General features: G+C 71.0%; 21 protein-coding genes and 1 pseudogene. 13 read left to right on the top strand and 9 right to left on the bottom strand.

The window, feature by feature from the left end; all coding sequences use genetic code 11:
• Nucleotides 1-204: 204 nt before the first annotated feature.
• Entirely contained in the window at nucleotides 205-1,488 is a 1,284-nt protein-coding gene (locus H295_RS0114020) for a 3-oxoacyl-ACP reductase (protein ID WP_028809341.1), read from the bottom strand.
• An 89-nt stretch (nucleotides 1,489-1,577) separates the two neighbouring features.
• On the opposite strand from H295_RS0114020, the gene H295_RS0114015 reads away from it, so the two are divergent.
• Together H295_RS0114015 and H295_RS0114010 are read left to right on the top strand one after the other, a co-directional pair.
• Complete coding sequence (locus tag H295_RS0114015) at nucleotides 1,578-2,849, top strand: acetyl-CoA C-acetyltransferase (protein WP_028809340.1); 1,272 nt, start codon at nucleotides 1,578-1,580, stop codon at nucleotides 2,847-2,849.
• A 218-nt stretch (nucleotides 2,850-3,067) separates the two neighbouring features.
• Complete coding sequence (locus tag H295_RS0114010) at nucleotides 3,068-4,984, top strand: AMP-dependent synthetase/ligase (RefSeq protein WP_020135963.1); 1,917 nt, start codon at nucleotides 3,068-3,070, stop codon at nucleotides 4,982-4,984.
• 11 nt (nucleotides 4,985-4,995) lie between these two features.
• On the opposite strand, the gene H295_RS0114005 is transcribed toward H295_RS0114010, so the two are convergent.
• The 3 genes from H295_RS0114005 to H295_RS0113995 form a co-directional block, all read right to left on the bottom strand.
• Nucleotides 4,996-6,627 (bottom strand): peptide-N4-asparagine amidase, encoded by a 1,632-nt coding sequence (locus H295_RS0114005; protein WP_020135962.1) that lies wholly within the window; start codon nucleotides 6,625-6,627, stop codon nucleotides 4,996-4,998.
• A gap of 83 nt (nucleotides 6,628-6,710) precedes the next feature.
• Complete coding sequence (locus tag H295_RS0114000; protein ID WP_020135961.1) at nucleotides 6,711-6,902, bottom strand: DUF397 domain-containing protein; 192 nt, start codon at nucleotides 6,900-6,902, stop codon at nucleotides 6,711-6,713.
• Complete coding sequence (locus H295_RS0113995; RefSeq protein WP_028809338.1) at nucleotides 6,899-7,753, bottom strand: helix-turn-helix domain-containing protein; 855 nt, start codon at nucleotides 7,751-7,753, stop codon at nucleotides 6,899-6,901. The genes H295_RS0114000 and H295_RS0113995 overlap by 4 nt, the downstream gene beginning before the upstream one ends.
• Before the next feature lie 117 nt (nucleotides 7,754-7,870).
• Here H295_RS0113995 and H295_RS48575 point away from each other — a divergent pair.
• Nucleotides 7,871-8,281 (top strand): annotated as a pseudogene (locus tag H295_RS48575) (ATP-binding protein); the annotation flags it as partial.
• On the opposite strand, the gene H295_RS0113985 reads toward H295_RS48575, so the two are convergent.
• The gene (locus tag H295_RS0113985; protein ID WP_020135959.1) at nucleotides 8,282-8,905 is read right to left on the bottom strand and encodes a LysE family translocator; all 624 of its coding nucleotides are present in this window, start codon (nucleotides 8,903-8,905) and stop codon (nucleotides 8,282-8,284) included.
• Nucleotides 8,906-8,958: 53 nt separating this feature from the next.
• On the bottom strand, nucleotides 8,959-9,534 hold the full coding sequence (locus tag H295_RS0113980) for a CGNR zinc finger domain-containing protein (protein WP_020135958.1): 576 nt from the start codon (nucleotides 9,532-9,534) through the stop codon (nucleotides 8,959-8,961).
• Nucleotides 9,535-9,699: 165 nt separating this feature from the next.
• On the opposite strand from H295_RS0113980, the gene kstD reads away from it, so the two are divergent.
• Nucleotides 9,700-11,427 carry a 3-oxosteroid 1-dehydrogenase gene (gene kstD, locus H295_RS0113975; RefSeq protein WP_020135957.1) on the top strand — a complete coding sequence of 576 codons (1,728 nt, stop codon included), beginning with the start codon at nucleotides 9,700-9,702 and terminating at the stop codon, nucleotides 11,425-11,427.
• Here the strand turns inward: kstD and H295_RS0113970 are convergent.
• Entirely contained in the window at nucleotides 11,424-11,645 is a 222-nt protein-coding gene (locus tag H295_RS0113970; RefSeq protein ID WP_020135956.1) for a hypothetical protein, read from the bottom strand. The genes kstD and H295_RS0113970 overlap by 4 nt on opposite strands.
• Before the next feature lie 148 nt (nucleotides 11,646-11,793).
• Nucleotides 11,794-11,997, bottom strand: a complete 204-nt coding sequence (locus H295_RS0113965) for a cold-shock protein (protein ID WP_003992177.1) — start codon at nucleotides 11,995-11,997, stop codon at nucleotides 11,794-11,796.
• A 285-nt stretch (nucleotides 11,998-12,282) separates the two neighbouring features.
• On the opposite strand from H295_RS0113965, the gene H295_RS0113960 reads away from it, so the two are divergent.
• The 5 genes from H295_RS0113960 (at nucleotide 12,283) to H295_RS0113940 (ending at nucleotide 17,505) form a co-directional block, all read left to right on the top strand.
• The gene (locus tag H295_RS0113960) at nucleotides 12,283-13,131 is read left to right on the top strand and encodes a menaquinone biosynthetic enzyme MqnA/MqnD family protein (protein ID WP_020135955.1); all 849 of its coding nucleotides are present in this window, start codon (nucleotides 12,283-12,285) and stop codon (nucleotides 13,129-13,131) included.
• Between the two features lie 31 nt (nucleotides 13,132-13,162).
• Nucleotides 13,163-14,962: a serine/threonine-protein kinase gene (locus tag H295_RS0113955; RefSeq protein WP_020135954.1), complete on the top strand. Its 1,800-nt coding sequence runs from the start codon at nucleotides 13,163-13,165 to the stop codon at nucleotides 14,960-14,962.
• Nucleotides 14,959-15,687 (top strand): prepilin peptidase, encoded by a 729-nt coding sequence (locus tag H295_RS0113950; protein ID WP_020135953.1) that lies wholly within the window; start codon nucleotides 14,959-14,961, stop codon nucleotides 15,685-15,687. Before H295_RS0113955 ends, H295_RS0113950 begins: the two co-directional genes overlap by 4 nt.
• Before the next feature lie 71 nt (nucleotides 15,688-15,758).
• The gene (gene mqnC / locus H295_RS0113945) at nucleotides 15,759-16,958 is read left to right on the top strand and encodes a cyclic dehypoxanthinyl futalosine synthase (protein ID WP_020135952.1); all 1,200 of its coding nucleotides are present in this window, start codon (nucleotides 15,759-15,761) and stop codon (nucleotides 16,956-16,958) included.
• Nucleotides 16,959-16,965: 7 nt separating this feature from the next.
• On the top strand, nucleotides 16,966-17,505 hold the full coding sequence (locus tag H295_RS0113940) for an imidazolonepropionase-like domain-containing protein (RefSeq protein ID WP_020135951.1): 540 nt from the start codon (nucleotides 16,966-16,968) through the stop codon (nucleotides 17,503-17,505).
• 58 nt (nucleotides 17,506-17,563) lie between these two features.
• Here H295_RS0113940 and H295_RS0113935 read toward each other — a convergent pair whose 3' ends face one another.
• Nucleotides 17,564-18,571 (bottom strand): chitinase, encoded by a 1,008-nt coding sequence (locus H295_RS0113935; RefSeq protein ID WP_020135950.1) that lies wholly within the window; start codon nucleotides 18,569-18,571, stop codon nucleotides 17,564-17,566.
• 222 nt (nucleotides 18,572-18,793) lie between these two features.
• On the opposite strand from H295_RS0113935, the gene H295_RS0113930 reads away from it, so the two are divergent.
• The 4 genes from H295_RS0113930 to H295_RS0113915 are packed head-to-tail and all read left to right on the top strand — an operon-like array spanning nucleotide 18,794 to nucleotide 23,341.
• Nucleotides 18,794-19,162, top strand: coding sequence for a hypothetical protein (locus tag H295_RS0113930; RefSeq protein ID WP_078616644.1), 369 nt, complete (start codon nucleotides 18,794-18,796; stop codon nucleotides 19,160-19,162).
• 17 nt (nucleotides 19,163-19,179) lie between these two features.
• Entirely contained in the window at nucleotides 19,180-21,444 is a 2,265-nt protein-coding gene (locus tag H295_RS0113925) for a bifunctional polysaccharide deacetylase/glycosyltransferase family 2 protein (RefSeq protein WP_020135948.1), read from the top strand.
• Nucleotides 21,441-22,649 carry an acyltransferase family protein gene (locus tag H295_RS0113920; RefSeq protein ID WP_020135947.1) on the top strand — a complete coding sequence of 403 codons (1,209 nt, stop codon included), beginning with the start codon at nucleotides 21,441-21,443 and terminating at the stop codon, nucleotides 22,647-22,649. Before H295_RS0113925 ends, H295_RS0113920 begins: the two co-directional genes overlap by 4 nt.
• A complete protein-coding gene (locus H295_RS0113915) occupies nucleotides 22,646-23,341 on the top strand; it encodes a demethylmenaquinone methyltransferase (RefSeq protein ID WP_020135946.1) in 696 nt (231 codons plus the stop codon). Before H295_RS0113920 ends, H295_RS0113915 begins: the two co-directional genes overlap by 4 nt.
• The last annotated feature ends 3 nt before the right edge of the window (nucleotides 23,342-23,344 follow it).

Here is a 23,344-nt window from a genome sequence, read left to right as displayed (position 1 = left end):
CGGGGGTCGATCCGGTGGTGGTCGAGTCCGCGGTGGCCGAGCCGTCGGCGGTCGAACCGGCGGGGATTGAGCCGTCGGTGGGCGAACCGGCGGAGGCCGAGCCGCTGTTGGTCGAGCCGTTGGCGGGCGGACCGGCGGAGGTCGAGCCGGTGGAGGTCGGCCCAGGTGGCTGTGAACCGTGGGGATGCGAAGCGCGGGACTCCATCACGCCCCCAGCAGGCTCTGGCCGCACACCCGTACGACCTGGCCGTTCACCGCGCCGGAGGCGGGATGGGCCAGCCAGGACGTCGTCTCGGCCACGTCGACCGGGAGGCCGCCCTGGGCCAGGGAGTTCATCCGGCGGCCCGCCTCCCGGATGAACAGCGGGACCGCCGCCGTCATCCTGGTCTCGATGAACCCGGGGGCCACCGCGTTCACCGTGACCCCGTGCCCGGACAGCGCCCGGGGTGCCAGGGAGCGCACCAGGCCGACCACGCCCGCCTTGCTCGCGCCGTAGTTCGTCTGCCCGGCGTTGCCCGCGAGCCCCGCGATCGAGGCGGTGGCGACGATCCGCCCGCCCCGCCGCAGCGCACCCGCCTCCAGCAGCGCGTCCGTCGTGCGCAGCACGCTCGCCAGGTTGACGTCGAGCACCGAACTCCAGCGTTCGGCGGGCATGTTGACCAGTCTGCGGTCCCGGGTGATCCCCGCGTTGTGGACCAGCACGTCCAGCCCCTCGGGCACCGCCTCGGCGATCCGCTCGCCCGCGTCGGCGGCCGTGACGTCCAGCGTGAGCGACCTGCCCCCGAGCCGCGTGGCCAGCCGTTCGGCGTCCGCCGAGGCCCCCGGGACGTCGAGGACGACCACCCGCGCCCCGTCCCTCGCCAGTGTCTCGGCGACCGCCGCGCCGATGCCCCGGGCACCGCCGGTCACCAGGGCGGTCCGCCCGGCCAGCGGCAGCGACCAGTCGACCTCGGTGTCCTGGACCGTCTCGCCGACCTCGATCACCTGCCCGCTGACGTACGCGGACTTGGGGGAGAGCAGGAACCGCAGGGTCGACTCGGCGGCGGACGCGTCGGTGAGCCGGACCAGGTTGACCGTCCTGCCCCGCCCGATCTCCTTGCCGAGCGAGCGGGTGAAGCCCTCCAACGCCTGCTGGGCTGCGGCCTGGTGATGGTCGACGGACGAGAGGGGCGATCCGAGGACGACGACCCGTCCGCTTGCCGCGACCGTCCGCACGACCGGGTGCAGGGCCGCGTGGACCTCCGCCAGGTCCTCGACGTCCCGCACTCCGGTGGCGTCCAGGAGGACCCCGGCGGGCGCGCCCGCGGGAGAGGCGAAGTCCAGTCCGGACAGCTGTGACTTCCCCGCCGTGAGCAGCAGCACCCCACTCTCGAACCCAGGGGACGCCGTCGACCACCGCCGCAGCTCCGCCGGTTGCGGAAGGCCGAGCCTGCGGGTGAGGAACCTGCCCGGCGCGGTACCGGTGAAGCTCAGATAGCGGTCGGCCATGTCCATCTCCCGGGTCGGTCGCAGATTCCTTACTCTGGAGTAAGGTTACCGCAGGTAAGTCAATCTCCAAGGTGAGGAGCCGGCGGAAAATGAGCCCTGTGAACCCACCGGTCGCCCGGCGCGTGGCGGTCGTCGCCGGTGCCCGTGTGCCCTTCGCCCGCTCCGACGGGCCGTACGCCACCGCCTCCAACCAGGAGATGCTCACCGCGGCCCTGGACGCCCTCGTGGAGCGACAGGGGCTCGAAGGGCCGGGCGCGGTCGGGGAGTTCGTCGCCGGCGCCGTCCTCAAGCACAGCCGGGACTTCAATCTCGCCCGTGAGACCGTCCTCGGCTCGAAGCTGGACCCGCGCACCCCGGCGTACGACATCCAGCAGGCCTGCGGGACCGGCCTCCAGGCCGTCATCGCCGCCGCCAACAAGATCGCCCTGGGGCAGACCGAGTCCGCGGTCGCGGGCGGCGCGGACACCGCGAGCGACGCCCCCCTCGGCGTCAACGACCAGCTGCGCCGCATCCTGCTGGAGGCGCGGCGGGCGAAGTCGGCCGGCGCGCGGCTGAAGGCGCTCGCCCGCATCCGGCCGGGCCATCTGGTCCCCGACATCCCGCGCAACGCCGAGCCCCGCACCGGCCTCTCCATGGGCGAGCACGCCGCGGTGACCGCCGCCGCGTGGGGAGTGACCCGGCAGGACCAGGACGAGCTGGCGGCGACGAGTCACCAGCGGCTGGCGGCGGCGTACGAGCGCGGTTTCTTCGAGGAGTTGGTGGTCCCCTTCCGCGGCCTCACCCGCGACCAGAACCTCCGCCCCGACTCCACGCCCACCAAACTCGCCGCCCTCAAGCCGGTGTTCGGCCTCAAGGGCCCCGACCCGACCATGACGGCCGGGAACTCGACCCCGCTGACGGACGGTGCCGCGGTCGTCCTGCTGGCCTCGGAGGAGTGGGCGGAGGCGCGCGGCCTGGAGGTGCTCGCCCACCTCACCGCCTACGAGACGGCGGCCGTGGACTACGTGGACGGCGAGGACGGCCTGCTGATGGCCCCCGCCTACGCCGTCCCGCGCATGCTGGAGCGCGCAGGTCTCGGTCTCGATGACTTCGACCTGGTCGAGATCCACGAGGCCTTCGCCTCCCAGGTCCTCGCGACCCTCGCGGCCTGGGAGAAGCAGGGGCTGGGCACCGTGGACCGGGACCGCCTCAACATCGCCGGGTCCTCCCTCGCCACCGGGCATCCGTTCGCCGCGACCGGCGCCCGGATCGTGGCCACGCTCGCCAGGCTGCTGGCCGAGCGGGAGGGGCCGGGCCGCGGGCTGATCTCGGTGTGCGCGGCGGGCGGACAGGGGGTGACGGCGATCCTGGAGCGGCCGTAGGAGCAAACAGCTGACAAACTCTCACTTTGCGGTCGAGGTTGCACAGTCCCGGCTCCGGACCATCAACAAACCCGCACGGACTCGCCACTTGTGACCCATAGGATCACCCTCCTAACCCGCGGTAACCCTTCCAGGCGCACTCGCGGGTGAACGCCCCGGTACGTCCCCTGCGTACCTCATGCAGGAGCGGTATCGAGCTGTACGTCCCAGGAGCTGACATGTCCCTCTCGTACGTGTCCGGACACGACTACGACGGCGCCCCCGTCCTCGTGGAACCAGAGATCGTGCGGCTGGACGGTGAGGTCCGCGAGGTGGCGGTGCCTCCGCTGGTCGCGCCCCTGACCCACGGCTCGCTGGCCGACCTGCCCTTCGACAACGCCGAGACGGCGCCGGAGCAGCGGGTGATGAGCCGCCGTACCGAGGACGGCCGGTGGATCGACCTGACGGCGGCGGAGTTCGCCGCGCAGGTCCTCGCGCTGGCCAAAGGGCTGATCTCCGAGGGCCTGATGCCGGGCGACCGGGTCGCCATCATGGCCCGGACGACGTACGAGTGGACGCTCCTCGACTTCGCCGCCTGGGCCGCCGGCCTGGTGACGGTCCCCGTGTACCCGACCTCCTCCGTCTTCCAGACCCGGTTCATCCTCCAGGACTCCGGCGCGGTCGCCCTGGTGACCGAGACCGCCGCGCAGGCCGCCGCCCTCGGCCCCGAGCTCAGCCGGCTCCCGGACCTCAGGCACATGTGGATCATCGAGAAGGGGCATGTGGAGCGCCTGGCGGAGCTGGGCGAGGCCGTCCCGGACCAGGAGATCGGCGTGCGGCGCGGCATGCTGGGCCCGGCCACCGTCGCCACCGTCGTCTACACCTCCGGCACCACCGGCCGCCCCAAGGGCTGTGTGCTCAGCCACGGCAACTTCCTCGCCGAGGTCGACAACGCGATCGAACTCCTCTACCCCGTCTTCAAGTCGAAGTCGGAGGAGGCGGACCTCGCGACCCTGCTCTTCCTGCCCATCTCGCACGTCTTCGGCCGGATGGTCGCCGTCGCCTGCGTCCGCGCCCGGGTCCGGCTCGGCCACGCGCCGAGCCTCCAGGCCGAGGACCTGCTCGCCGACCTCGGCAGCTTCAGGCCGACCTTCCTCCTCGTCATCCCGTACATGCTGGAGAAGGTCTTCAACAACGCCCGGGCCAAGGCGGAGAGCGGCGGCCGGGTCACCGTCTTCGACCGCGCGACCAACGTGGCCGTCCGCTACGGCGAGGCGCTGGAGTCCCGCCACGCGGGCACCGGCTCCGGCCCCGGCACGGCCCTGAAGGCGGCCCGCACCTTCTACGACCCGCTGGTGTACCGCCGTATCCGCAACGCCATGGGCGGCCGCATCCGGCACATCATCTCCGGCGGCTCCCCGCTGGGCCGCCGCCTCGCCGCGTTCTACGCGGGGGCGGGCATGGAGATCTACGAGGGCTACGGCCTGACCGAGTCGACCGGGGCCGCGACCTGCACCCCGCCCCTCAAGCCCCGCCTCGGCACGGTGGGCTGGCCGATCCCCGGCACCCGGATCCGGATCGCGGCGGACGGCGAGATCCTGCTCAACGGCGGCCAGGTGTTCCGCGGCTACTGGGACCCCTACGGCGAGGGCGTGGCCCCCGCCTCCGCCGACGGCTGGTTCCCGACCGGTGACATCGGGGAGCTGGACGACGAGGGCTATCTGACCATCACCGGCCGCAAGAAGGAGATCCTGATCACGGCGGGCGGCAAGAACGTCGCCCCGGCCCCGCTGGAGAACTGGCTGCGCTCCCACCCGCTGATCTCGCAGTGCATGGTCCTCGGCGACCGCCGCCCCTACATCTCGGCGCTGATCAGCCTGGACATGGACGGCGTGAACCACTGGCGCCAGATGAACGGCAAGCACCCCGTCCCCGCCGAACTCCTGGTCAACGACGAGGAGTTGCTCCAGATCCTGCAACGGGCCGTGGACGAGGCGAACAAGCTGGTCTCGCGCCCGGAGTCCATCCGCCGCTTCACCGTGCTGCCCACGGACCTCACCGAGGCGGCGGGCCATCTGACCCCGTCGATGAAGCTGCGCCGGGAGACGGTCATGCGGGACTTCGCGACGGAGATCGAAGGGCTGTACGAGCGCTGAGCGCGTCCTGATCACTGCTGCTCTGCGACACGGCAGCCGTGCACGTCTTCGGTCAGTACCCCCTGCTCCGTCGCGAGCGTGTGGTCGTAGCAGGTGCCGGGGGCCCGCAGCCGGTACCGCTCGCCGGTGGTGGCGACCGCGTGCCGGTCCTCGCGGGCCACGCCGAGGGTGAAGGTGGCGTCGCCCCGGTAGGTGTCGTCGGTCCGGGTGGCCCCCGTCAGGGCGTGGTCGCCCACGGACATCACGACCCGCAGCCGGTTCGCGCTGTCGATGCCGGCCTGTCCGTCCAGGGTGTACTCGCGGTCGGTGCGGGCCGTCCTGCCGTTCGTGGCGACGACCTGCCGGTCCGTCCAGGTGCCGGACACGTCGTCGGTGTTCTCGTCGGGCGTCCACCGGTGGTCGACGGCCGTGGTGAGGGTCCGGTCGACGGTCGTGGTCACGCGGCCGTGGGAGGTGTTCAGATAGCCGGAGACCTTCAGGTGGTCCCCGCCGGAGGTCGCGAGGTGCCTCAGCGAGCCGTCGGTGAAGTCGTCGGACAGCGTGGGGGCGGTCCTCCGGTACGACGTCATGGCCCCGGTCAGCACCGACCGGTGCGCGTCCTGCCACACCAGGACGTTCGTCGGCGCGCTCCACCCGGTCTGCCCGGCCGGCACCCCGACGACCGACACGTCCACGGTGTGCGCCCTGCCGTCGTCGAGGAGACCCGCGAACGGGGTGAGGTCGAAGGTCAGCGGCCGTACGTCGAAGGCGGTCGGGGACGGGATCACCGACCACAGATAGGGCGACCAGCCACCGGTCCACACGTTCGGGTAGGGCGACGCGATCCCGGCGACCTTCCCGTCCACGCTGACCTGCACCTCGCGGTACGGCCCGTCGTCGCCGCCCTGGCAGGAGTACGACGCGGACGGCGTCGTCGCCGTGTACCAGAACTCCTCGCAGCCGCCGCCCGACCCGGTGGCGTACACCTCGGCCAGGATGCGCTCGGAGTTGCGCGGGGTGGTGAGGGAGGCGCCGGTGGTGACACTGTCACCGGCGCTGAGGGGGATGACCTGGTCCGGGGCGTCGGGCGCGGGCCGATGACGCTCGGGGGCGTAGAAGGTCAGGGTCACCCTGACGTCGAGGACGCCCGTGTAGGTGCCGTCGACAACGTTCCCGATGAGCATGGCGACGGGCTGCGTGCCGCTCAGCGTCTTCTCGTACTCGGTGACGTCCTTCTGCACGGACCAGTCGATCCCGTCCTGCGAGGGCTCGGGTGTCGAGGTCCGGAAGACCTGCACCCCGCCGATGTCCAGGTACCCGAGCCGGTCGAACTGCCGGCCTTTCACGGTGCCGTCCATCCGCAGCACGACCTTCGACCACCGTCCGGCCGCGCCGCATCCGGTCGGTGGCGTGTACGTGCCCGTGTACGGCGTGAAGTCCTTGAACTTCGCCTCGGCGACGGTGACTTGGCAGGACCTGGTGTGCGGGGTGCTGATCGGCGGGGCGGCGGTGACGGGGTCGTGGTAGTCGGTGCCGAACTCGACGGGGACGGGCGTGTCGGCGGCCGCGGTGCCCGTCGTGCCCGCCGCGAGGGCCAGTGAGGCGAGGGCGGCGGTGAGCAGAGCGGCCGCGCGCCTTGGGATGTGGGGGAGAGGACGTCTCATGCGGCGCAGTGAACCCGCCCGCCTCGCCGGTGACCAGAGGGCCAGGAGAGGCCTTGACCAATTCCAGGCCGATCGCTGACCGACTACGAGGACGTGACCCAGTGGCGGGAGACGAAGGCGGACCACGCCGTGGGGGAGAGGGTGAGGTGAGGGCCGGCGGGCTGCTTGGAGTCGCGGAGGTGGATGGTGTCGGGGGTGACGGCGACTTCCAGGCACTGCCCGCCCTCGCCGCTGCTGTAGCTCGACTTGAACCAGTGCAACTTCTCTATGGTCATCGCTCTTCCAGCATCTTCTCGATCAAGTCCAGGGACTCGTACGGGTTGAGGGCCTGAGCTCGGATGATCCCATAGCGGGCGGCGAGGATGCGTACCTCTTCCCGGTCGGTGATCAGCCGTGGGTATCCCTGGCTCTCCATGTACCCCACCTGCTCCCTGCCCTTGGCGGTCAGGAGGGTGAACGAGTTGTCCAGGCAGGGGTGTTCGGCCCGCGCGGTCGGCATCACCTGAAGTTGTACGTTCCGCATGCGGCCGACCTGCAACAGCCGCTTGAGCTGCCCCGTGTGCACCGAGCGGCCGCCGATCGGCCGTTCCAGCACGGCCTGTTCGATGACGAAGCTGCACTCGGGCGGCGGCCACTTCTCGAAGAGCTGCTGTCGGGAGAGCCGGTCGGCGACGCGCTTCTCGATGGTCGCCTCGTCGAGCGGTGGGTGCCGTTGCGTGAACACGGCCCGGGCGTAGTCCTCGGTCTGGAGCAGGCCCAGGACGCCCATGGTGCTGTAGTCGTACAGCGAGACCGCCTCGGCCTCCAGCCCCGCGTAGTCGCGATACCACTCCGGATGGCGGGTCCGGCTCTTCGCCATCGCCTGCTCGACCTCCGGGAGGACCTCCTTCAACAGGCCCCCGGCGTCCAGGAGTTCGTCCGCCTTGGCCAGCACCTCCGGCCGGAGCGTCCGTACGCCCCGCTCCATCGCCGAGACCGCGTCCGGGCCGTAGCCGACCAGCTCGCCGAACTCCTTCTGCGTCAGCCCCTTCCGCTCGCGCAGGAGCTTGACCATCTTGCCCAGCGCGACGAACAACCCCGCCGTACCGTCCGCCTCCGCAGGCGTGTCCGGCCTCCGCTCACTCATGCGCCCCACCCCTCCCGCACGACAACCCGTACACCGAACCCCTCGCACCCGTACAGTTACTCAGCGTCGCCGAGTCACCCCTGGTCAGCGTAGAGACAAGGCAGCACGCTCGGTCACGTGAACGCCGAAATCTCCACCCCCATCGACGAACTGACCCAGCGTCTGAGCGCGACCCCGAGAGGCGCCCGGCTGGCCCGCAGGCTCACCGCAGCGAGGCTGGAGGCCTGGGGGCACCCCTACGGCAGCGAGGTGAACGACACCGCGCAGCACCTGGTCGCGGAGCTGGCCGCCAACGCGGTGACCCATGGGCGCGTGCCGGGAAGGGACTTCGAGCTGCGCCTCCTCCGGCTCCCGGAGAACACGCTCCGTATCGAGGTGAGCGACGCGAGGGGGGATCGCCGGCTCCGGTTCGTGAACGACGCGGAGGGCGAGCACGGCCGGGGACTGATCCTCGTGACCCTGCTCGCCCGCACCTGGGGCGTCACGGAGCGGGACGTCGGCAAGACGGTGTGGGCCGAGATCGGGCTGTCAGGCGAGCAGGATCTCGCCGGTGATGGTCCCGGCCAGCACGACGTAGACCGTGCACGCCATGTAGTTCAGCACGGCAGTGGCCTTGGTCGAGCCGGCCAGGCGCGCCTGGAAGTATCCCGCCAGCACTCCGACGGAGCCGTAGAGGATCACCTCCATCAGAATGTCGATCGCGCCGAGGATCGCCATCTGTAGTGCCGGGTTCTCCGCGCTTCCGATGAACTGCGGGAGTATCGCGAGGAAGAAGAGAATGATCTTCGGATTCGTGATGCTGACCAATATGCCCCGCACGTACCAGCGGCCCGCCGGGACATCGGTGTGTCCACTGATCGCCCGACGGGCGTGGCGCATCGTGACGTACGCCAGCCACAGCAGGTACACCGCGCCCAGGATCCGGATCGTGTCCAGGAGCGACGGGTGCGAGCGGGCGATCTGCCCCACGCCGGCCACCACGGCGGCGGCGTAGACGCTCATGCCGGTCGCGATGCCGAGGATGGCCTTCACCGCGGCCCGGCGCCCGCCCTCGAGGCCCACCGCCAGCATGTAGGCCATGTCGGGCCCGGGCGGGCCGAGGAAGAGCATGATCACTGCCACGTAACCCGGCAGCACTGTCAGATCCACCATCGGCGGCGACCTCTCGTCGGATGGAACCGTCTAAGGTGGTTCCACCGTACAGGTCAGTTCGCCGGCGGTGACTCCTTGCGCTTGTTGGCCAGGTAACGGGCCTTCTTCTCGCGGTTCCCGCACGTGTTCATGTCGCACCATCTGCGGGTGTGGCCCCGGCTGGTGTCGACGAACGCGGCTCGGCACGTCGGAGAGGCGCACAGCGAGATCTTCCCCTCCCGCTCTCCCGAGAGAAGGCCGATCGCGTCGGCGGCGATCACGCTGAGGGCGTCCTCCACCGACGCGGAAGCCAGTCGCCACTCACGGCCGCCCTGCGGGGTCAGAACCGCCGAGGCCAGGCCGTGGGTGCTGCGGTCATTGATGACCTGGACAGCCGAGGAGGGCAGGGGGTTCTCGTTGGCGACAGCGGTGGCAGCCGCGTGGATCGCTTCCCGTAGCTCCCGCGCCCGATCGAGCTGGGCCTGATCGCAGGAGTCGACGGCGAGTCCGTTGTCCGCCAGCCAGTCCACGAGCCGGGAGGGGACAGGAATGCGCTCCAGCGTCTCGCCGTGACGCTCCGAGAGGGTTCCCGTGAACCTGGTCGCCAGTACCTTGCCCGTACGGAACTCGGGGAAATGCTGCACCGCCACGAAAACCACCTCAGCCGGTTGCCTCTTGCGGCGCAAGCATAGGAGAACCCGCTCAGATGGTTCCGCAGCTCGGGTTCCCGTTCCCTTCACGCCCCTTGACTTCTCAAGACCCCCGCGCGACGTTCCGGACCTCTTCGTCCGTACCAACCGCTGGGGGACCTGCCCATGAGCGTGACCCGAAGACACCTGCTCGCCTCCGGTGCCGGTCTGGCCGTCGCCGCCGGGGTGCAGCAGGGTGCGAGCGCCGCCGACCTGCCGACGGCCGGGATCTACGACGTCGTCGTCATCGGCTCCGGGGCCGCCGGGATGACGGCCGCGCTCACCGCCGCCAAGCAGGGACTCAGTGTCGTGGTGCTGGAGAAGGCGCCCACCTTCGGCGGGTCCGCCGCCCGTTCCGGCGCCGGGATCTGGATCCCCAACAACCCCGTCCTCCTGGCCGCCGGGGTCCCCGACACCCCGGCCAAGGCGGCCGCCTACCTCGCCGCCGTCGTGGGCCCGGACGTCCCCGCCGCCCGGCAGCAGGCCTTCCTCACCCAGGGACCGGCCATGATCTCCTTCGTCATGGCCAACAGCCCGCTGCGCTTCCGCTGGATGGAGGGGTACAGCGACTACTACCCGGAGCTCCCCGGCGGTCTTCCCAACGGCCGCTCCATCGAGCCCGACCAGCTCGACGGCAAGATCCTCGGCGCCGAACTCGCCCACCTGAACCCGCCGTACCTCGCCGTGCCCCCGGGACTGGTGGTGTTCAGCGCCGACTACAAGTGGCTCGCCCTGTCCGCGGTCAGCGTCAAGGGCGCCGCCGTCGCCGCCGAGTGCCTGGCCCGCGGCACCAAGGCCGCCCTGCTCGGGCAGACACCCCTCACCATGGGACAGTCCCTCGCGGCCGGCCTCAGGAAGGGCCTCCTGGACGCGGGTGTGCCCGTCCGCCTGAACACCCCCCTCACCGAGCTGTACGTCGAGAACGGCACCGTCGCCGGAGCGGTCACCCCCGCCGGCCTCTACCGCGCCCGCCGAGGCGTGATCGTCGGCTCCGGCGGCTTCGAGCACAACGCGGCGATGCGGACCCAGTACCAGCGGCAGCCCATCGGCACGGCCTGGACGGTCGGCGCGAAGGAGAACACCGGGGACGGCATCCGCGCCGGACAGCGGCTCGGCGCCGATGTCGCCCTCATGGACGACGCCTGGTGGGGACCGGCCATCCCGCTGCCCGACGAGCCGTACTTCTGCCTCGCCGAACGCACCCTCCCCGGCGGCCTCATCGTCAACGCGGCCGGACGCCGGTACGTCAACGAGGCCGCTCCCTACAGCGATGTCGTCCACACCATGTACGACCGGAACCCGACCGACCCGGACATCCCGTCCTGGCTGGTCGTCGACCAGAACTACCGCAACCGGTACCTCTTCAAGGACATCGCGCCGACCTTCGTCCTCCCGGCCGACTGGTACAGCTCGGGGGCCGCGCACAAGGCCTGGACGTGGGACGCCCTGGCCACCTCCATCGGCGTCCCCGGCGCCGCCCTCCGCGCCACCGTCGACCGCTTCAACTCCCTCGCGCTCAAGGGCGACGACACGGACTTCGGACGCGGGGACAGCGCCTACGACCACTACTACACGGACCCCGCGGTCCTCCCGGACTCCTGCCTCGCCCCCCTGTGGCTGCCCCCGTACTACGCCTTCCGGATCGTCCCCGGCGACCTCGGCACCAAGGGCGGCCTGCGCACCGACGCCCGCGCCCGCGTCCTCAGGCCGGACGGCTCGGTGATCCCGGGCCTGTACGCGGCCGGGAACGCGAGCGCGGCGGTCATGGGCCACAGCTACGCGGGCGCGGGCTCGACGATCGGACCGGCGATGACGTTCGGGTACATCGCCGCCCGGGACATCGCGGGGAGTTAGGGCCGGCGGGCGATCAGGAACGCCTGTTGCGACACCTGGTCGGGGGTGGGTTCGCGCACCGTCCGCGAGACGAGCGCGAACCCGGCCGCCCGGAGCAGGCCGGCGACCAGTTCGGGCCGCCGCCTGCGGAAGGTCAGCGCGACGGGGCGCCCGCAGGGCCGGTCATGGTGCCGGTCCCGGTCCCCGGCCTGATGGCCGGGGACCCTGGTGGCCCCCACTGACACCCGCCCGGTTCCGGCCGTCCGGGCCGGACAAAGCGCCCGTGCCGGACAAAGGCAGGAGCCCCGCTGCCGTGCGGCGCGGGGCTCCTTGTGTACTGCATTCAGGTCCGGATCAGAGGCTGGAGTGCCTCGGAGACGGGATCGCTCAGACGGGGGTGACGTTCTCCGCCTGCGGGCCCTTCGGGCCCTGGGTCACGTCGAAGGAGACCTGCTGGTTCTCCTCCAGCGAGCGGAAGCCGCTCGCGTTGATGGCGGAGTAGTGGACGAACACGTCCGGGCCGCCACCTTCCTGGGCGATGAAGCCAAAGCCCTTTTCGGCGTTGAACCACTTCACGGTTCCGGTAGCCATAAGCCCTCCTTGGGCCCAAAAGGGTTGCCCTGCTCCAGAACCTGCAAGTGTGAAACAGTGCCGCACAACTGCATACGTCTGAAAACGACTAGAGCCCGCGGTTACATGCTCCGCAGGCTCTGTACTGCAAGGGAAACCAAACTGCAACTTGCGGCGAGCCTAGCACGCGGGCAGCCGAAAGCAATAGAGGCCAAGATCACGTCACCCGGATGTTTGAAGATCGTGTCGGGGTTTGACTTGGGGGCCGAAGTTCGAAGCGTACCGCAAGGGGTCTACTGTCGCGATGTGGACAATTCTCGCACCCGGCCGCGCGTCGGCCACATCCAGTTCCTGAACTGCCTGCCCCTGTACTGGGGGCTCGCGAGGACGGGCACGCTCCTCGACTTCGAGCTCACGAAGGACACCCCGGAGAAGCTCAGCGAGAAGCTGGTGCAGGGAGATCTCGACATCGGTCCCATCACCCTCGTCGAGTTCCTCAGGAACGCGGACGACCTGGTCGCCCTCCCCGACATCGCCGTCGGCTGCGACGGCCCGGTCATGTCCTGCGTCATCGTCTCGCAGGTCCCGCTGGACGAGCTGGACGGCGCCCGGGTGGCCCTCGGGTCGACCTCGCGCACCTCGGTCCGTCTCGCCCAGCTCCTCCTCGCCGAGCGCTACGGCGTCCGGCCCGACTACTACACCTGCCCGCCCGACCTCAGCCTGATGATGCAGGAGGCGGAGGCCGCCGTACTCATCGGGGACGCGGCGCTGCGGGCGAACCTCCTCGACGGGCCGAAGTACGGCCTCCAGGTGCACGACCTCGGCACGCTCTGGAAGGAGTGGACCGGGCTGCCGTTCGTCTTCGCCGTCTGGGCCGCCCGCCGGGAGTACGTGAAGCGCGAGCCGTTCATCACCCGCAAGGTCCACGAGGCCTTCCTCGCCTCCCGCAACCTCTCCCTGGAGGAGGTCGGCAAGGTCGCCGAGCAGGCGGCCCGCTGGGAGGACTACGACGAGGAGGTCCTGGAGAAGTACTTCACGACCCTGGACTTCCGGTTCGGGGCGCCGCAGCTGGCGGCGGTCACCGAGTTCGCCCGCCGGGTCGGCCCCACGACGGGTTTCCCGGGGGACGTGAAGGTGGAACTGCTTCAGCCCTAACCTGCATCTGAACCTTATGGGGGAGGCCGGTATGCAGCCGCTGGGAGTCGACGAGCCCACCGCCGTGGGTCCCTACCGGCTGCTGGGCCGGCTCGGGTCCGGCGGCATGGGCCGGGTCTACCTCGGCCGCAGCGCCGGGGGCCGCACCGTCGCCGTCAAGATCGTGCACCCGCACTTCGCGCTCGACGAGGAGTTCCGCGCCCGCTTCCGGCGCGAGGTGGACGCGGCGCGCAGGGTGGGCGGGGCGTGGACGGCCCCCGTGCTGGACGCCGACCCGGAGGCCGCCGTCCCGTGGGTCGCCACGGGGTACGCGGCGGGCCCCTCGCTGGCCACGGCGGTCGCGGACGGCGGCCCGCTGCCCGAGCACTCCGTACGGGTCCTGGGCGCGGGCCTCGCCGAAGCCCTGGCGGCGGTGCACGAACTGGGGCTCGTCCACCGGGACGTGAAGCCCTCCAACGTGCTGCTCACCGTCGACGGCCCCCTCCTCATCGACTTCGGCATCGCCCGGGCCACGGACGGCACGGCGTCGCTGACGTCCACCGGCGTCTCGATCGGCTCCCCCGGCTACATGGCGCCCGAACAGATCCTGAGCAAGGGGATCTCCGGCGCGGCGGACGTCTTCTCGCTGGGCGCGGTGCTGGCGTACGCGGCCACGGGTGCACCCCCCTTCCCCGGGGACTCCTCGGCCTCCCTCCTCTACAAGGTCGTCCACGAGCAGCCCGAACTCGGCTCGCTGAGCGGCGAGCTGCGGGACGTCGTGGAGTCCTGCCTCGCCAAGTCGCCCCAGGAACGGCCGGCTCCGGGGGAACTGGCCCGACGGCTCGCTCCCGAGGGCGCGGCCCGGCTGGTGGCCGCGGGATGGCTGCCGGGGGCGCTGGTCGAGCAGGTGGGGCGAAGTGCCGTACAGCTGCTGAACCTCGACGCGGCGGGGGAGCAGGTGCTGTCCGGGCCGGTGGAGTTCAGCACGCCGTCGGTCGGCGGGTTCGGGCCGCCGCCGGTGATGCCGGTCGTCTCCGCGGGCGCGCCGCCGGCCGAAGCGGCCGGGCCCCCGGCGTTTCCGGTCACGCCGCCGACTCCTCCCGGTGTGCCCACCGGGCCCGGCGTTCCGGAGCCCCGGGACGCCACGCCGGACGAGACGGTGGTGCCCTCCGACCAGCGGCCCGGCCGGCTCTCCGTCTCGGTCGCGGCCACCGCCGCACCGGGGGAGGGCGGTCGCGGCCGCCGGATGAGCTGCACCGTGGCGCTCGCGGTCGCCGGGGCGCTGGCCGCGGTGACCGTGGGCTCGGTCTTCCTGTTCGACCTGCTCCCGGGGCGGGGCGACCACGACTCGGCGGGTGCTCCGACCGGCAGCGACGCGTACTCGTCGGCGCCCACCTCCGAGCCGTCGGCCTCCGGACCGCCCGCGCCCGAGGCCTCGGCGACCTCGGTCTCCCCGTCGTCGAGCGACACGGCGACCGATGCGGCGAGCGGCGCGGCCGAAGTCCCCGCCCGCTACCTCGGCACCTGGGAGGGCGAGGGCAGCGGCCTCGGCGGGAGCGTGCCGATGGGGACCTTCCGGATCACCGTCAAGAAGGTGGCCGTGGGCAAGGAGCTGGGCCGGCTGGTGCAGACCGACCCGATCGGCGCCGTGTGCACGGACGTCCTCACCCTCAAGAAGGTCACCGACACCGGGCTCGTCACCACGGCCGTCGGCGCCCCCGACAACCACGCGGGCTGCAACCCCACCGCGCACACCGTCCGCCTCACCCCGGACGGCGACGACCTGAAGTACACCTCGGAGAGCGCGGCCGAGGGATACCCCGAGGCACGGATGTCGAAGGTCGAGGAGTGACCGGGCTGATCGTCGCCCTCGCCGCACTGTGGGGAGCGACGGCGGGCGCCCTGCTGCCCCGCGCCGCCCACCGCTTCTCCGTGCCGAGCGGGGAACCCTGGCGGCACACCTGTCCCGAGGGTCACCGACTGGGTGGCTGGCTCGGCCCGGCGAGCTGCCCCACCTGCGGCAGGGGGCAGTCGTACGGCCCCGGCGCGCCCCTCCTCGCCGGCGTCACCGCCCTTGTCTGCGCCGCCCTCGCCGCCGCCACCGGCACCCGCCCGGAGCTCGCCGTCTGGCTGCTGCTCGCCCCCGCGGGCGTGCTCCTCGCCGTGATCGACCTGCGGGTACGACGGCTGCCCGACCCGCTCACGCTCCCCCTCGCGGCCGCCGCGCTCACACTGCTCGGCCTGGTCTCGCTCGTCCCCGAACACGCCGGGAGCTGGACGGACGCCCTGCTCGGCGCCCTCGTGCTCGGCGCCGGGTACTGGGTGCTGTGGCGGATCAACCCGGGCGGCATGGGCTTCGGCGACGTCAAGCTGGCGCTCGGCGCGGGGGCGGTCCTCGGGTGGTACGGCTGGGACACCGTGCTGCTCGGGACCTTCGCCGGCTTCCTGCTCGGCGCGCTGTGGGGCGGTGTCCTGGTCCTCCTGGGCAGGGCGGACCGCAAGACGGCGATCCCGTTCGGGCCGTTCCTGATCGCGGGGGCGTACGCGGGGCTGCTGATCGGCGCGTACACGGCCTGAGGTCGGGCCTGTCACAGGGCTGGCGTAGGCTGGCTTGGTCCGTGAGAACCCTTGACGAAAGGCACGCCCCGGTGACCGAGAAGGCCGACCTTCAGACCGTCCTCGACCGTGCCGCCGAGGGTGGGCGCATCACTCCGGAGGAGGCGCTCGACCTCTACCGCGACGCCCCGCTGCACGCGCTGGGCTCCGCCGCGGACGCCGTGCGCCGCAGGCGGTACGCGGGCACCGAGCACATCGCCACGTACATCATCGAGCGGAACATCAACTACACGAACGTCTGCGTGACGGCGTGCAAGTTCTGCGCGTTCTACGCCCCGCCCACCGCCAAGGACAAGGGCTGGACCCGCGACCTCGACGACATCCTGCGCCGGTGCGCGGAGACCGTGGAACTCGGCGGCACCCAGATCATGTTCCAGGGCGGCCACCACCCGGACTACGGCGTCGAGTACTACGAGAAGCACTTCGCCGCCATCAAGAAGGAGTTCCCGCAGCTGGTCATCCACTCCCTCGGTGCCTCCGAGGTCGAGCACATGGCCAGGATCTCCAAGGTGAGCGTGGAGGAGGCGATCCAGCGCATCCACGCGGCCGGCCTCGACTCCTTCGCGGGCGCGGGCGCGGAGCTGCTCCCCGAGCGCCCCCGCAAGGCCATCGCCCCGCTCAAGGAGTCCGGCGAGCGCTGGCTGGAGATCATGGAGACCGCGCACCGGCTGGGCGTGGAGTCCACCTCCACCATGCTCATGGGCACCGGCGAAACCAACGCCGAGCGCATCGAGCACCTGCGGATGATCCGCGACGTCCAGGACCGCACCGGAGGCTTCCGCGCCTTCATCCCGTACCTCTACCAGCCGATGAACAACCACCTGAAGGGCCGCACCCAGGCCACGATCTTCGAGTACCTGCGGATGATCGCGATCTCCCGGCTCTTCATGGACAACATCGCCCACATCCAGGGCTCCTGGCTCACCACCGGCCAGGACGCGGGCCAGCTGACGCTGCACTACGGCGCGGACGACCTCGGCTCGGTCATGCTGGAGGAGAACGTCGTCTCGGCGGCCGGTGCCCGGCACCGCTCCAACCTCCAGGAAATGATCGACATGATCCGCACCGCGGGTCGCGTCCCGGCCCAGCGCGCCACGACCTACGAGCACCTCGTGGTCCACGAGGACCCGGCGAACGACCCGGTCGACGCGCGCGTCCAGTCCCACATCTCCTCCACGGCCATCGAGGGCGGCACGGCCCACCCCGAGCTGAAGATCCTCGCCTCCAACTAGGCCCGCGTTGCTGACGATCCACACCGCCGACGAGCTGCTCCGCGGGGACGGGGGACCCTCCTTGCCCGGCGGGGCGGTCCTGGTCGAGGGCCGCGAGATCGCTGCCGTGGGGGCTTACGAGGAGTTGATCGCCGCCCATCCCACGGCAAGGGTCCGCCGCTGGCCGGGAGTCATCACCCCGGGTCTGTTGAACCCGGACGGCCCGGAACTCCTGGAGCGGTCCTACCACCCGGACCCCCGCGAGGACTTGGGCAGCGAACCCCTCACGGGCGAGGCGCTGTCGGCCCTCGACATGACCGAGGCGAGATGGGGCGCGAGCGCGAGGCGGGGGGTGCAACGGCTGCTGGCCCGGGGCACGGTGGCGGTCAGGGGTCCCTTGCAGCGCCCTGCGGTGATCGACGCGGTGCACAGGTCGGGCCTGACGATCGAGCACGGGGTAACACCGATGCCGTTGCGGCCCGGCGCGGACGCGACGTTCGCGGTCTTCGATGCAACGGAATGCGTGGCCACGGTCATCAGGGGCCGCTTGCTGCACAGGCGCAGGTGACGTCCTTTAGGGGCGCGGGGAACTGCGCGACAAGCCACAACGGACCCGCACCCAAAACTCAACCGGCCAGCGCCTCCCCGAACGCCCCCGCCGACTGAGAAACCCCACTGCAATTCGTCAACGCGTCACCCCCCTCCTCGCACTGCTGATCCCGAAACGTAGCCCACATCGACACCCACGCCACCCCCTTCGACTCGGCGAACTCCCTTACCTGCGCCGCGTCCGACAACGTGAACGTCTCCCCGGCCACATCATTCGTGCCGATCATCGAAGTGAGCGCCAAGGCCCGCCACGCAGTGGAGTCGTCCGTGCCGAACACCGACTTCAACTGCTTTTGCGCCGCCTTCGCCGAAGTGATCGCGTATTGCCCCATGTCCCCGTCGTAGGACTCCCCGTAGCTCATCGTCATGATGTTGACCGTGGAGACCTGAACCGAGTGGTTGTTCGCGGACTCCAACAGGGCCACGCTGTCGGCGTCGAGCCCGGACGGCATGACCGGCAGCGTGAACGAGACGGCGACATCGGTCCGTTCCTTCTGGAGCAGCGCGATCGCCTCCGACCGCAGGTCCACCGAGTCGGAGTCCGTCAACGCGTCCCCCTCGATGTCGAAGTCGGCGCGGGAGGAGTCGGCGGCGTCCAGGGCGGTGCTGTACGCCGCCGCCAACTTCTCCGCGCTGGAGCAGGTTTCGGCCAGCTCCTGCCCGGACGCCCCGCCGAAGGACACCCGCACCTCGGCACCGTCCTCCTTCAGTGCACTGATCCGGGACGTCACCGAGGAGTCGCCGACGGCGTTCGTACCGTTCCAGGACGGCGTGCAGTCACTTCCGTCGGCGATCACGAACGCGAGGTTGTAGACGGACGGCGACCCCGCGGAGTCGTTGCCGGAGGCCTCGGTCGCGCTGACGTAGGGCGCATAGGCGGTGGCGGCCGACGGGGTCTGCGACGCGGTCTCCCGGGGTGCCGCCGGCGCGCCCTCCGCCGCCCGGCCGGCCTGCGCGGAACACCCCGTGCCGGCCAGGACGAACAGGCAGGTGAGCCCGGCGGCCGGCCTCAGGAATCCCCGCATGGTTCATGCACCCGCTCTCGTTCTCCGTCTCGGGAGCAGCGAATGTCTCACACCCACCTGGGTCCACGACCACATTCTGCGAACAGCCGCCGCACAGACAAGCGGGCTGGTAAAGGGCGAATCGGGAAACCTCTCAGGGAACAGACAGGGCAAGGCATTTCTCGTATGCGTCGCACAAGCACGCCACATGTGAACACATAAGGGCTCTTTAATCTCTGCGGAATGCATTTCGAGCCAGCCACCGAAAAGAGTGCGGCCCCGCGCGGTCGCCGCCGTGAACGCGGCGGTGACGAGCCCGCCGAGGGGCCCGTGTTCGTCGACAACTCCGGACGCCGCTCCCGACTGCTGCGCCGGATCGGAGTTCTCCTCGGCGTCCTGTGCCTCGGCTACGCCGTGGTGCTCGGCCTCGCCTTCCTGGGCATCGGCGTCTCCAGCACCTCGCTGCTGCCCTTCGGGGGCGGCGGACCGGGCGCCGGCGCCGGCTCCGGTCCCGGCGGTCTCCAGCCGCAGGGCGGCATCGGCAGCCCGCCTGCGCTGCCCACGGGCACCCCACCGACCGCCGCCCCGACCGCCTCCGCGGCCTCCGACTGACCTGAACGGCCCACCACATGACCACGACGACGCCCTCCCGCGGCCGCCGGCGCGCCCCCACCCGCATGGAGCGGGCGGCGGGCAGGGCCGCGGCGTTGCAGAAACCGCGGGTCATCCTCGCCCTGCTGCTCCTGCTCGGCCTGACCAGCGTGATGCTCCTCGACGGCTATCTGCGCGCCGAGGTCGGCGGCGACGAGCGGGTCCGCGACGGCGCGAGCTCCAGCAAGGTCCCCGAGAAGATCCTCGACGGCGGGCCGATCCTCAGCTTCCGGGGCGGCCGGGCCACCACCACCTCCGTCCCGGCGAAGACGATCGCCCTCACCTTCGACGACGGCCCGAACCCGACGTACACGCCCCAGGTCCTGAAGATCCTGGAGAAGTACGACGTCCCGGCCACGTTCTTCGTCGTCGGCTCGATGGTCTCGCGCTACCCGGAGATCGTGAAGGACATGGTCGACCAGGGCAATGAGGTCGGCATCCACACCTTCACCCACGTCGACCTCTCCTACCAGAGCGACGCCCGGGTCCGGCGCGAGATGACCCAGACCCAGCTCGCCCTCGCGGGTGCGGCCGGCATCACCACCACGCTGTTCCGGGCGCCGTACTCCTCGGAGACGGACGCGATCGACAACTACAGCTGGCCCGTCTACAAGACGCTCGGCGAGGAGGGCTACACCAGCGTCTTCGTCGACACCGACAGCGACGACTGGAAGAAGCCGGGCGTCTCGAAGATCGTCCAGTGGGCCACGCCGTCCGGGACCTCGGGCGCCGCCGTGCTGATGCACGACGCCGGTGGCGACCGCGAGCAGACGATCGAGGCACTGCCGAGGTACATCGAGAAGATGCGGGCGAAGGGGTACACCTTCACCACCGTCAGCGGAGTCGTCGAGGCGCAGAACGCGGACGCGCGGATCCCGGCCGCGGACCGGACCGGCGGGCAGAACGCCGCCGACCAGAACGCCGCCGACCGCCTCCAGGCCGCCCACCGCGAGGCCACCGGCACCACCCTCTACGAGGGCAAGGCGCTCGTCGCCGCGGTCGCCGTCGCCGAGTACGCGGTGCCCACGCTCTCGGTCGGGCTGGTGATCGTCGGCGTGGCCGTCCTGGGCCGGTTCGGGATGATGCTGGTCCTCGCCCGCCGCCACTACGGACAGCGCAACAGACGCCGTTTCTGCTGGGGGCCCGTGGTCACCCGCCCCGTGAGCGTGATCGTCCCGGCGTACAACGAGAAGGAGTGCATCGCCAACACCCTGAAGTCGCTGGCGAGGAGCAGCCATCCGATCGAGATCATCGTGGTCGACGACGGCTCGACGGACGGCACCTCCGAGATCGCCCGCGAGGCCGCCCGGCGACTGGGCATGACCAACGTGCGAGTCATCCGCCAGGAGAACGCGGGCAAGCCGGCCGCCCTCAACAACGGGGTCCGCAGCGCCCGTCACGACATCGTCGTGATGATGGACGGCGACACCGTCTTCGAGCCGGACACCGTACGGCAGCTGGTGCAGCCCTTCGCCGACGAGGAGGTCGGCGCGGTCGCCGGCAACGCCAAGGTCGGCAACCGGAACACGGTCATCGGGGCCTGGCAGCACATCGAGTACGTGATGGGCTTCAACCTGGACCGCCGCATGTACGACCTGCTGCGCTGCATGCCCACCATTCCGGGCGCGATCGGCGCCTTCCGCAGGGACGCCGTGCTCCAGGTCGGCGGGATGAGCGAGGACACCCTCGCCGAGGACACCGACATCACCATCGCGATGCACCGCGCCGGTTGGCGGGTCGTCTACCAGGAGCACGCGCGCGCGTGGACCGAGGCACCGGGCTCCCTGAAGCAGTTGTGGTCGCAGCGCTACCGGTGGTCGTACGGCACCATGCAGGCGCTGTGGAAGCACCGGAAGTCCCTCACCGACCGGGGGCCCTCGGGCCGCTTCGGCCGGGTCGGGATGCCGCTGGTGGTGATCTTCCAGATCGTCACGCCGGTCTTCGCCCCGCTGATCGACGTGTTCACCGCCTACTCGATGATCTTCGTCGACTTCCGGGCGGCCCTGTACGCGTGGCTGGCGGTGCTGGGGATCCAGCTGGTGTGCGCCGCGTACGCCTTCCGGCTCGACCGGGAGAAGTACCGGTACCTGCTGATGATGCCGCTCCAGCAGCTGGCCTACCGGCAGATGATGTACCTCGTCCTGATCCACTCCTGCGTCACCGCCCTCACCGGCGGCCGGCTCAGGTGGCAGAAGCTGAAGCGCACGGGTGAGGTCGGGACACCGGCGGGGGTGGGCCGATGAGCTGGGAGCAGCAGGCCCACGAGCAGTCCTGGCCCTCGCCGGGATACGACCCCGAGTACGGGTACTCGGGGTGGGCGCAGCAGCCGTATCCCCGGGAAGCCCCCGTTGACGCCGAGGCGGAGGAGGAGAAGCCTCCGCCTCGGCCCCCCGGCCGGGACCGCTACTTCGACACCCTGCGGGCCGCCGCCCTGATCCGGGTCGTCGGCTATCACACCTTCGGGTGGGCCTGGGCGGGCATGGTCTTCCCGTCCATGGGGATCATGTTCGGCCTGGCCGGCACCCTGATGGCCAGGTCGCTGGAGAGACCGGCGTTCGAGGTCGTCAGGAGCCGGATGCGGCGACTGCTGCCGCCGTTCTGGTTCTGGGGCGTCTTCGTGGTCCTCGCGATGCTGGTCCACGGCTGGATGCCGGGCCGGCAGATCGTCTTCTGGATCGTGCCGCTCGGCGATCCGCCCGGCAACGCCTGGGGCGAGCAGGCCTGGGAGATCCTCTGGTACCTCAGGACCTATCTCTGGTTCGTGCTGCTCTCCCCGCTGCTGCTCCGGGTGTTCCGGCTCGCCCCGGTGCCGGTCCTGCTGCTGTCCCTGGCTCCGGTCGTGGTCCTCCAGTTCCTGTGGGAGCCGCCGGACAACCGTCTCGGCAGCGCGCTGACCGACCTCGCGACCTTCCTGTTCTGCTGGATCCTCGGCTTCGCCCACCGCGACGGGGTCCTGGAGCGGCTGAAGCCCTTCGCCGTCGTCGTGCTCTCGCTCGCCGCGATCGGCTTCGGCGGCTGGTACGCCCTCACCCACCAGGCCGCCACCGGGTCGTACGACCTCGACGACATCCCGCTCGCCCAGGCCTTCTGGTCCGCCGGGTACGTGACACTGCTGATGTGGGCCACCTCTTGCTTCGGGATCGACTTCGCGTGGCTCATCCGCTTCCGGCGGACCGACCGGCTCGTCACCGTCTTCAACTCCCGCGCGGTGACGATCTACCTGTGGCACGAGATCGCGCTCATCCTCGCCGTGCCGCTGATCGACCTGTTCTGGGACGTGCCCGCCTTCGAGAAGTGGCTGCCGCTGGAGAGCCAGTGGTTCCTGTTCGGCGTGGGGTGGGTGCTGATCGCGGTGTTCGTCCTGCTGTGCGGATGGGTGGAGGACGTGGCCGGGAAGAAGAAGCCGCAGCTCCTTCCGGGAGGGCGGCCTGCAAGAATGGGGCCGTGACCCGCGCCTCCCTGAACAAGCAGCCGCACGAAGTCGCCTCGATGTTCGACGACGTGGCGGAACGGTACGACCTGACCAACGACGTGCTCTCGCTCGGCCAGGACCGGGCGTGGCGCAAGGAGGTGGCCAAGGCCGTCGACGCCCGCCCCGCGCAGAAGGTCCTGGACCTGGCGGCGGGCACGGCCACGTCCTCGCTGCCCTTCGCGCGGACGGGCGCCTACGTCGTCCCCTGCGACTTCTCCCTCGGCATGCTCAGGGTCGGCAAGAAGAACCACCCGTGGCTGCCGCTCACGGCGGGCGACGCGACGAAGCTGCCCTTCAAGGACGACACCTTCGACGCCGTCACCATCTCCTTCGGGCTGCGCAACGTCCAGGACACCGACGCGGCGCTGCGCGAGATGTTCCGGGTGACCAGGCCCGGCGGCCGGGTCGTGATCTGCGAGTTCTCGCACCCCACCTGGGCGCCCTTCCGCACGGTGTACACCGAGTACCTGATGCGCGCCCTGCCGCCGGTCGCCCGCGCGGTCTCCTCCAACCCCGACGCGTACGTCTACCTCGCCGAGTCCATCCGCGCCTGGCCCGACCAGCCTGCCCTGGCGGAGCGTCTCCAGAAGGCCGGCTGGTCCAAGGTGGCGTGGCGCAACCTCACGGGCGGGATCGTGGCGCTGCACCGGGGCGTCAAGGCGCACTGAGCC

Source organism: Streptomyces sp. 351MFTsu5.1, assembly GCF_000383655.1.
GTDB lineage: Bacteria > Actinomycetota > Actinomycetes > Streptomycetales > Streptomycetaceae > Streptomyces > Streptomyces griseorubiginosus.
The sequence above is the reverse complement of the archived record's forward strand: the minus strand, read 5'-3'. Positions and strand labels throughout refer to the sequence as shown.

Bases quoted from the DNA above. Each gene is read 5' to 3' on its own strand.
- H295_RS0113955 (WP_020135954.1), top strand. From the start codon at position 13,163: ATGCAGCCGCTGGGAGTCGACGAGCCCACCGCCGTGGGTCCCTACCGG.
- kstD (WP_020135957.1), top strand. From the start codon at position 9,700: ATGAGCGTGACCCGAAGACACCTGCTCGCCTCCGGTGCCGGTCTGGCC.
- H295_RS0114020 (WP_028809341.1), bottom strand. From the start codon at position 1,488: ATGGCCGACCGCTATCTGAGCTTCACCGGTACCGCGCCGGGCAGGTTC.
- H295_RS0113995 (WP_028809338.1), bottom strand. From the start codon at position 7,753: ATGAGTGAGCGGAGGCCGGACACGCCTGCGGAGGCGGACGGTACGGCG.
- H295_RS0113930 (WP_078616644.1), top strand. From the start codon at position 18,794: ATGCATTTCGAGCCAGCCACCGAAAAGAGTGCGGCCCCGCGCGGTCGC.
- H295_RS0113985 (WP_020135959.1), bottom strand. From the start codon at position 8,905: ATGGTGGATCTGACAGTGCTGCCGGGTTACGTGGCAGTGATCATGCTC.
- H295_RS0114015 (WP_028809340.1), top strand. From the start codon at position 1,578: ATGAGCCCTGTGAACCCACCGGTCGCCCGGCGCGTGGCGGTCGTCGCC.
- H295_RS0114005 (WP_020135962.1), bottom strand. From the start codon at position 6,627: ATGAGACGTCCTCTCCCCCACATCCCAAGGCGCGCGGCCGCTCTGCTC.
- H295_RS0114010 (WP_020135963.1), top strand. From the start codon at position 3,068: ATGTCCCTCTCGTACGTGTCCGGACACGACTACGACGGCGCCCCCGTC.
- H295_RS0113925 (WP_020135948.1), top strand. From the start codon at position 19,180: ATGACCACGACGACGCCCTCCCGCGGCCGCCGGCGCGCCCCCACCCGC.
- H295_RS0113935 (WP_020135950.1), bottom strand. From the start codon at position 18,571: ATGCGGGGATTCCTGAGGCCGGCCGCCGGGCTCACCTGCCTGTTCGTC.
- H295_RS0114000 (WP_020135961.1), bottom strand. From the start codon at position 6,902: ATGACCATAGAGAAGTTGCACTGGTTCAAGTCGAGCTACAGCAGCGGC.
- H295_RS0113965 (WP_003992177.1), bottom strand. From the start codon at position 11,997: ATGGCTACCGGAACCGTGAAGTGGTTCAACGCCGAAAAGGGCTTTGGC.
- H295_RS0113920 (WP_020135947.1), top strand. From the start codon at position 21,441: ATGAGCTGGGAGCAGCAGGCCCACGAGCAGTCCTGGCCCTCGCCGGGA.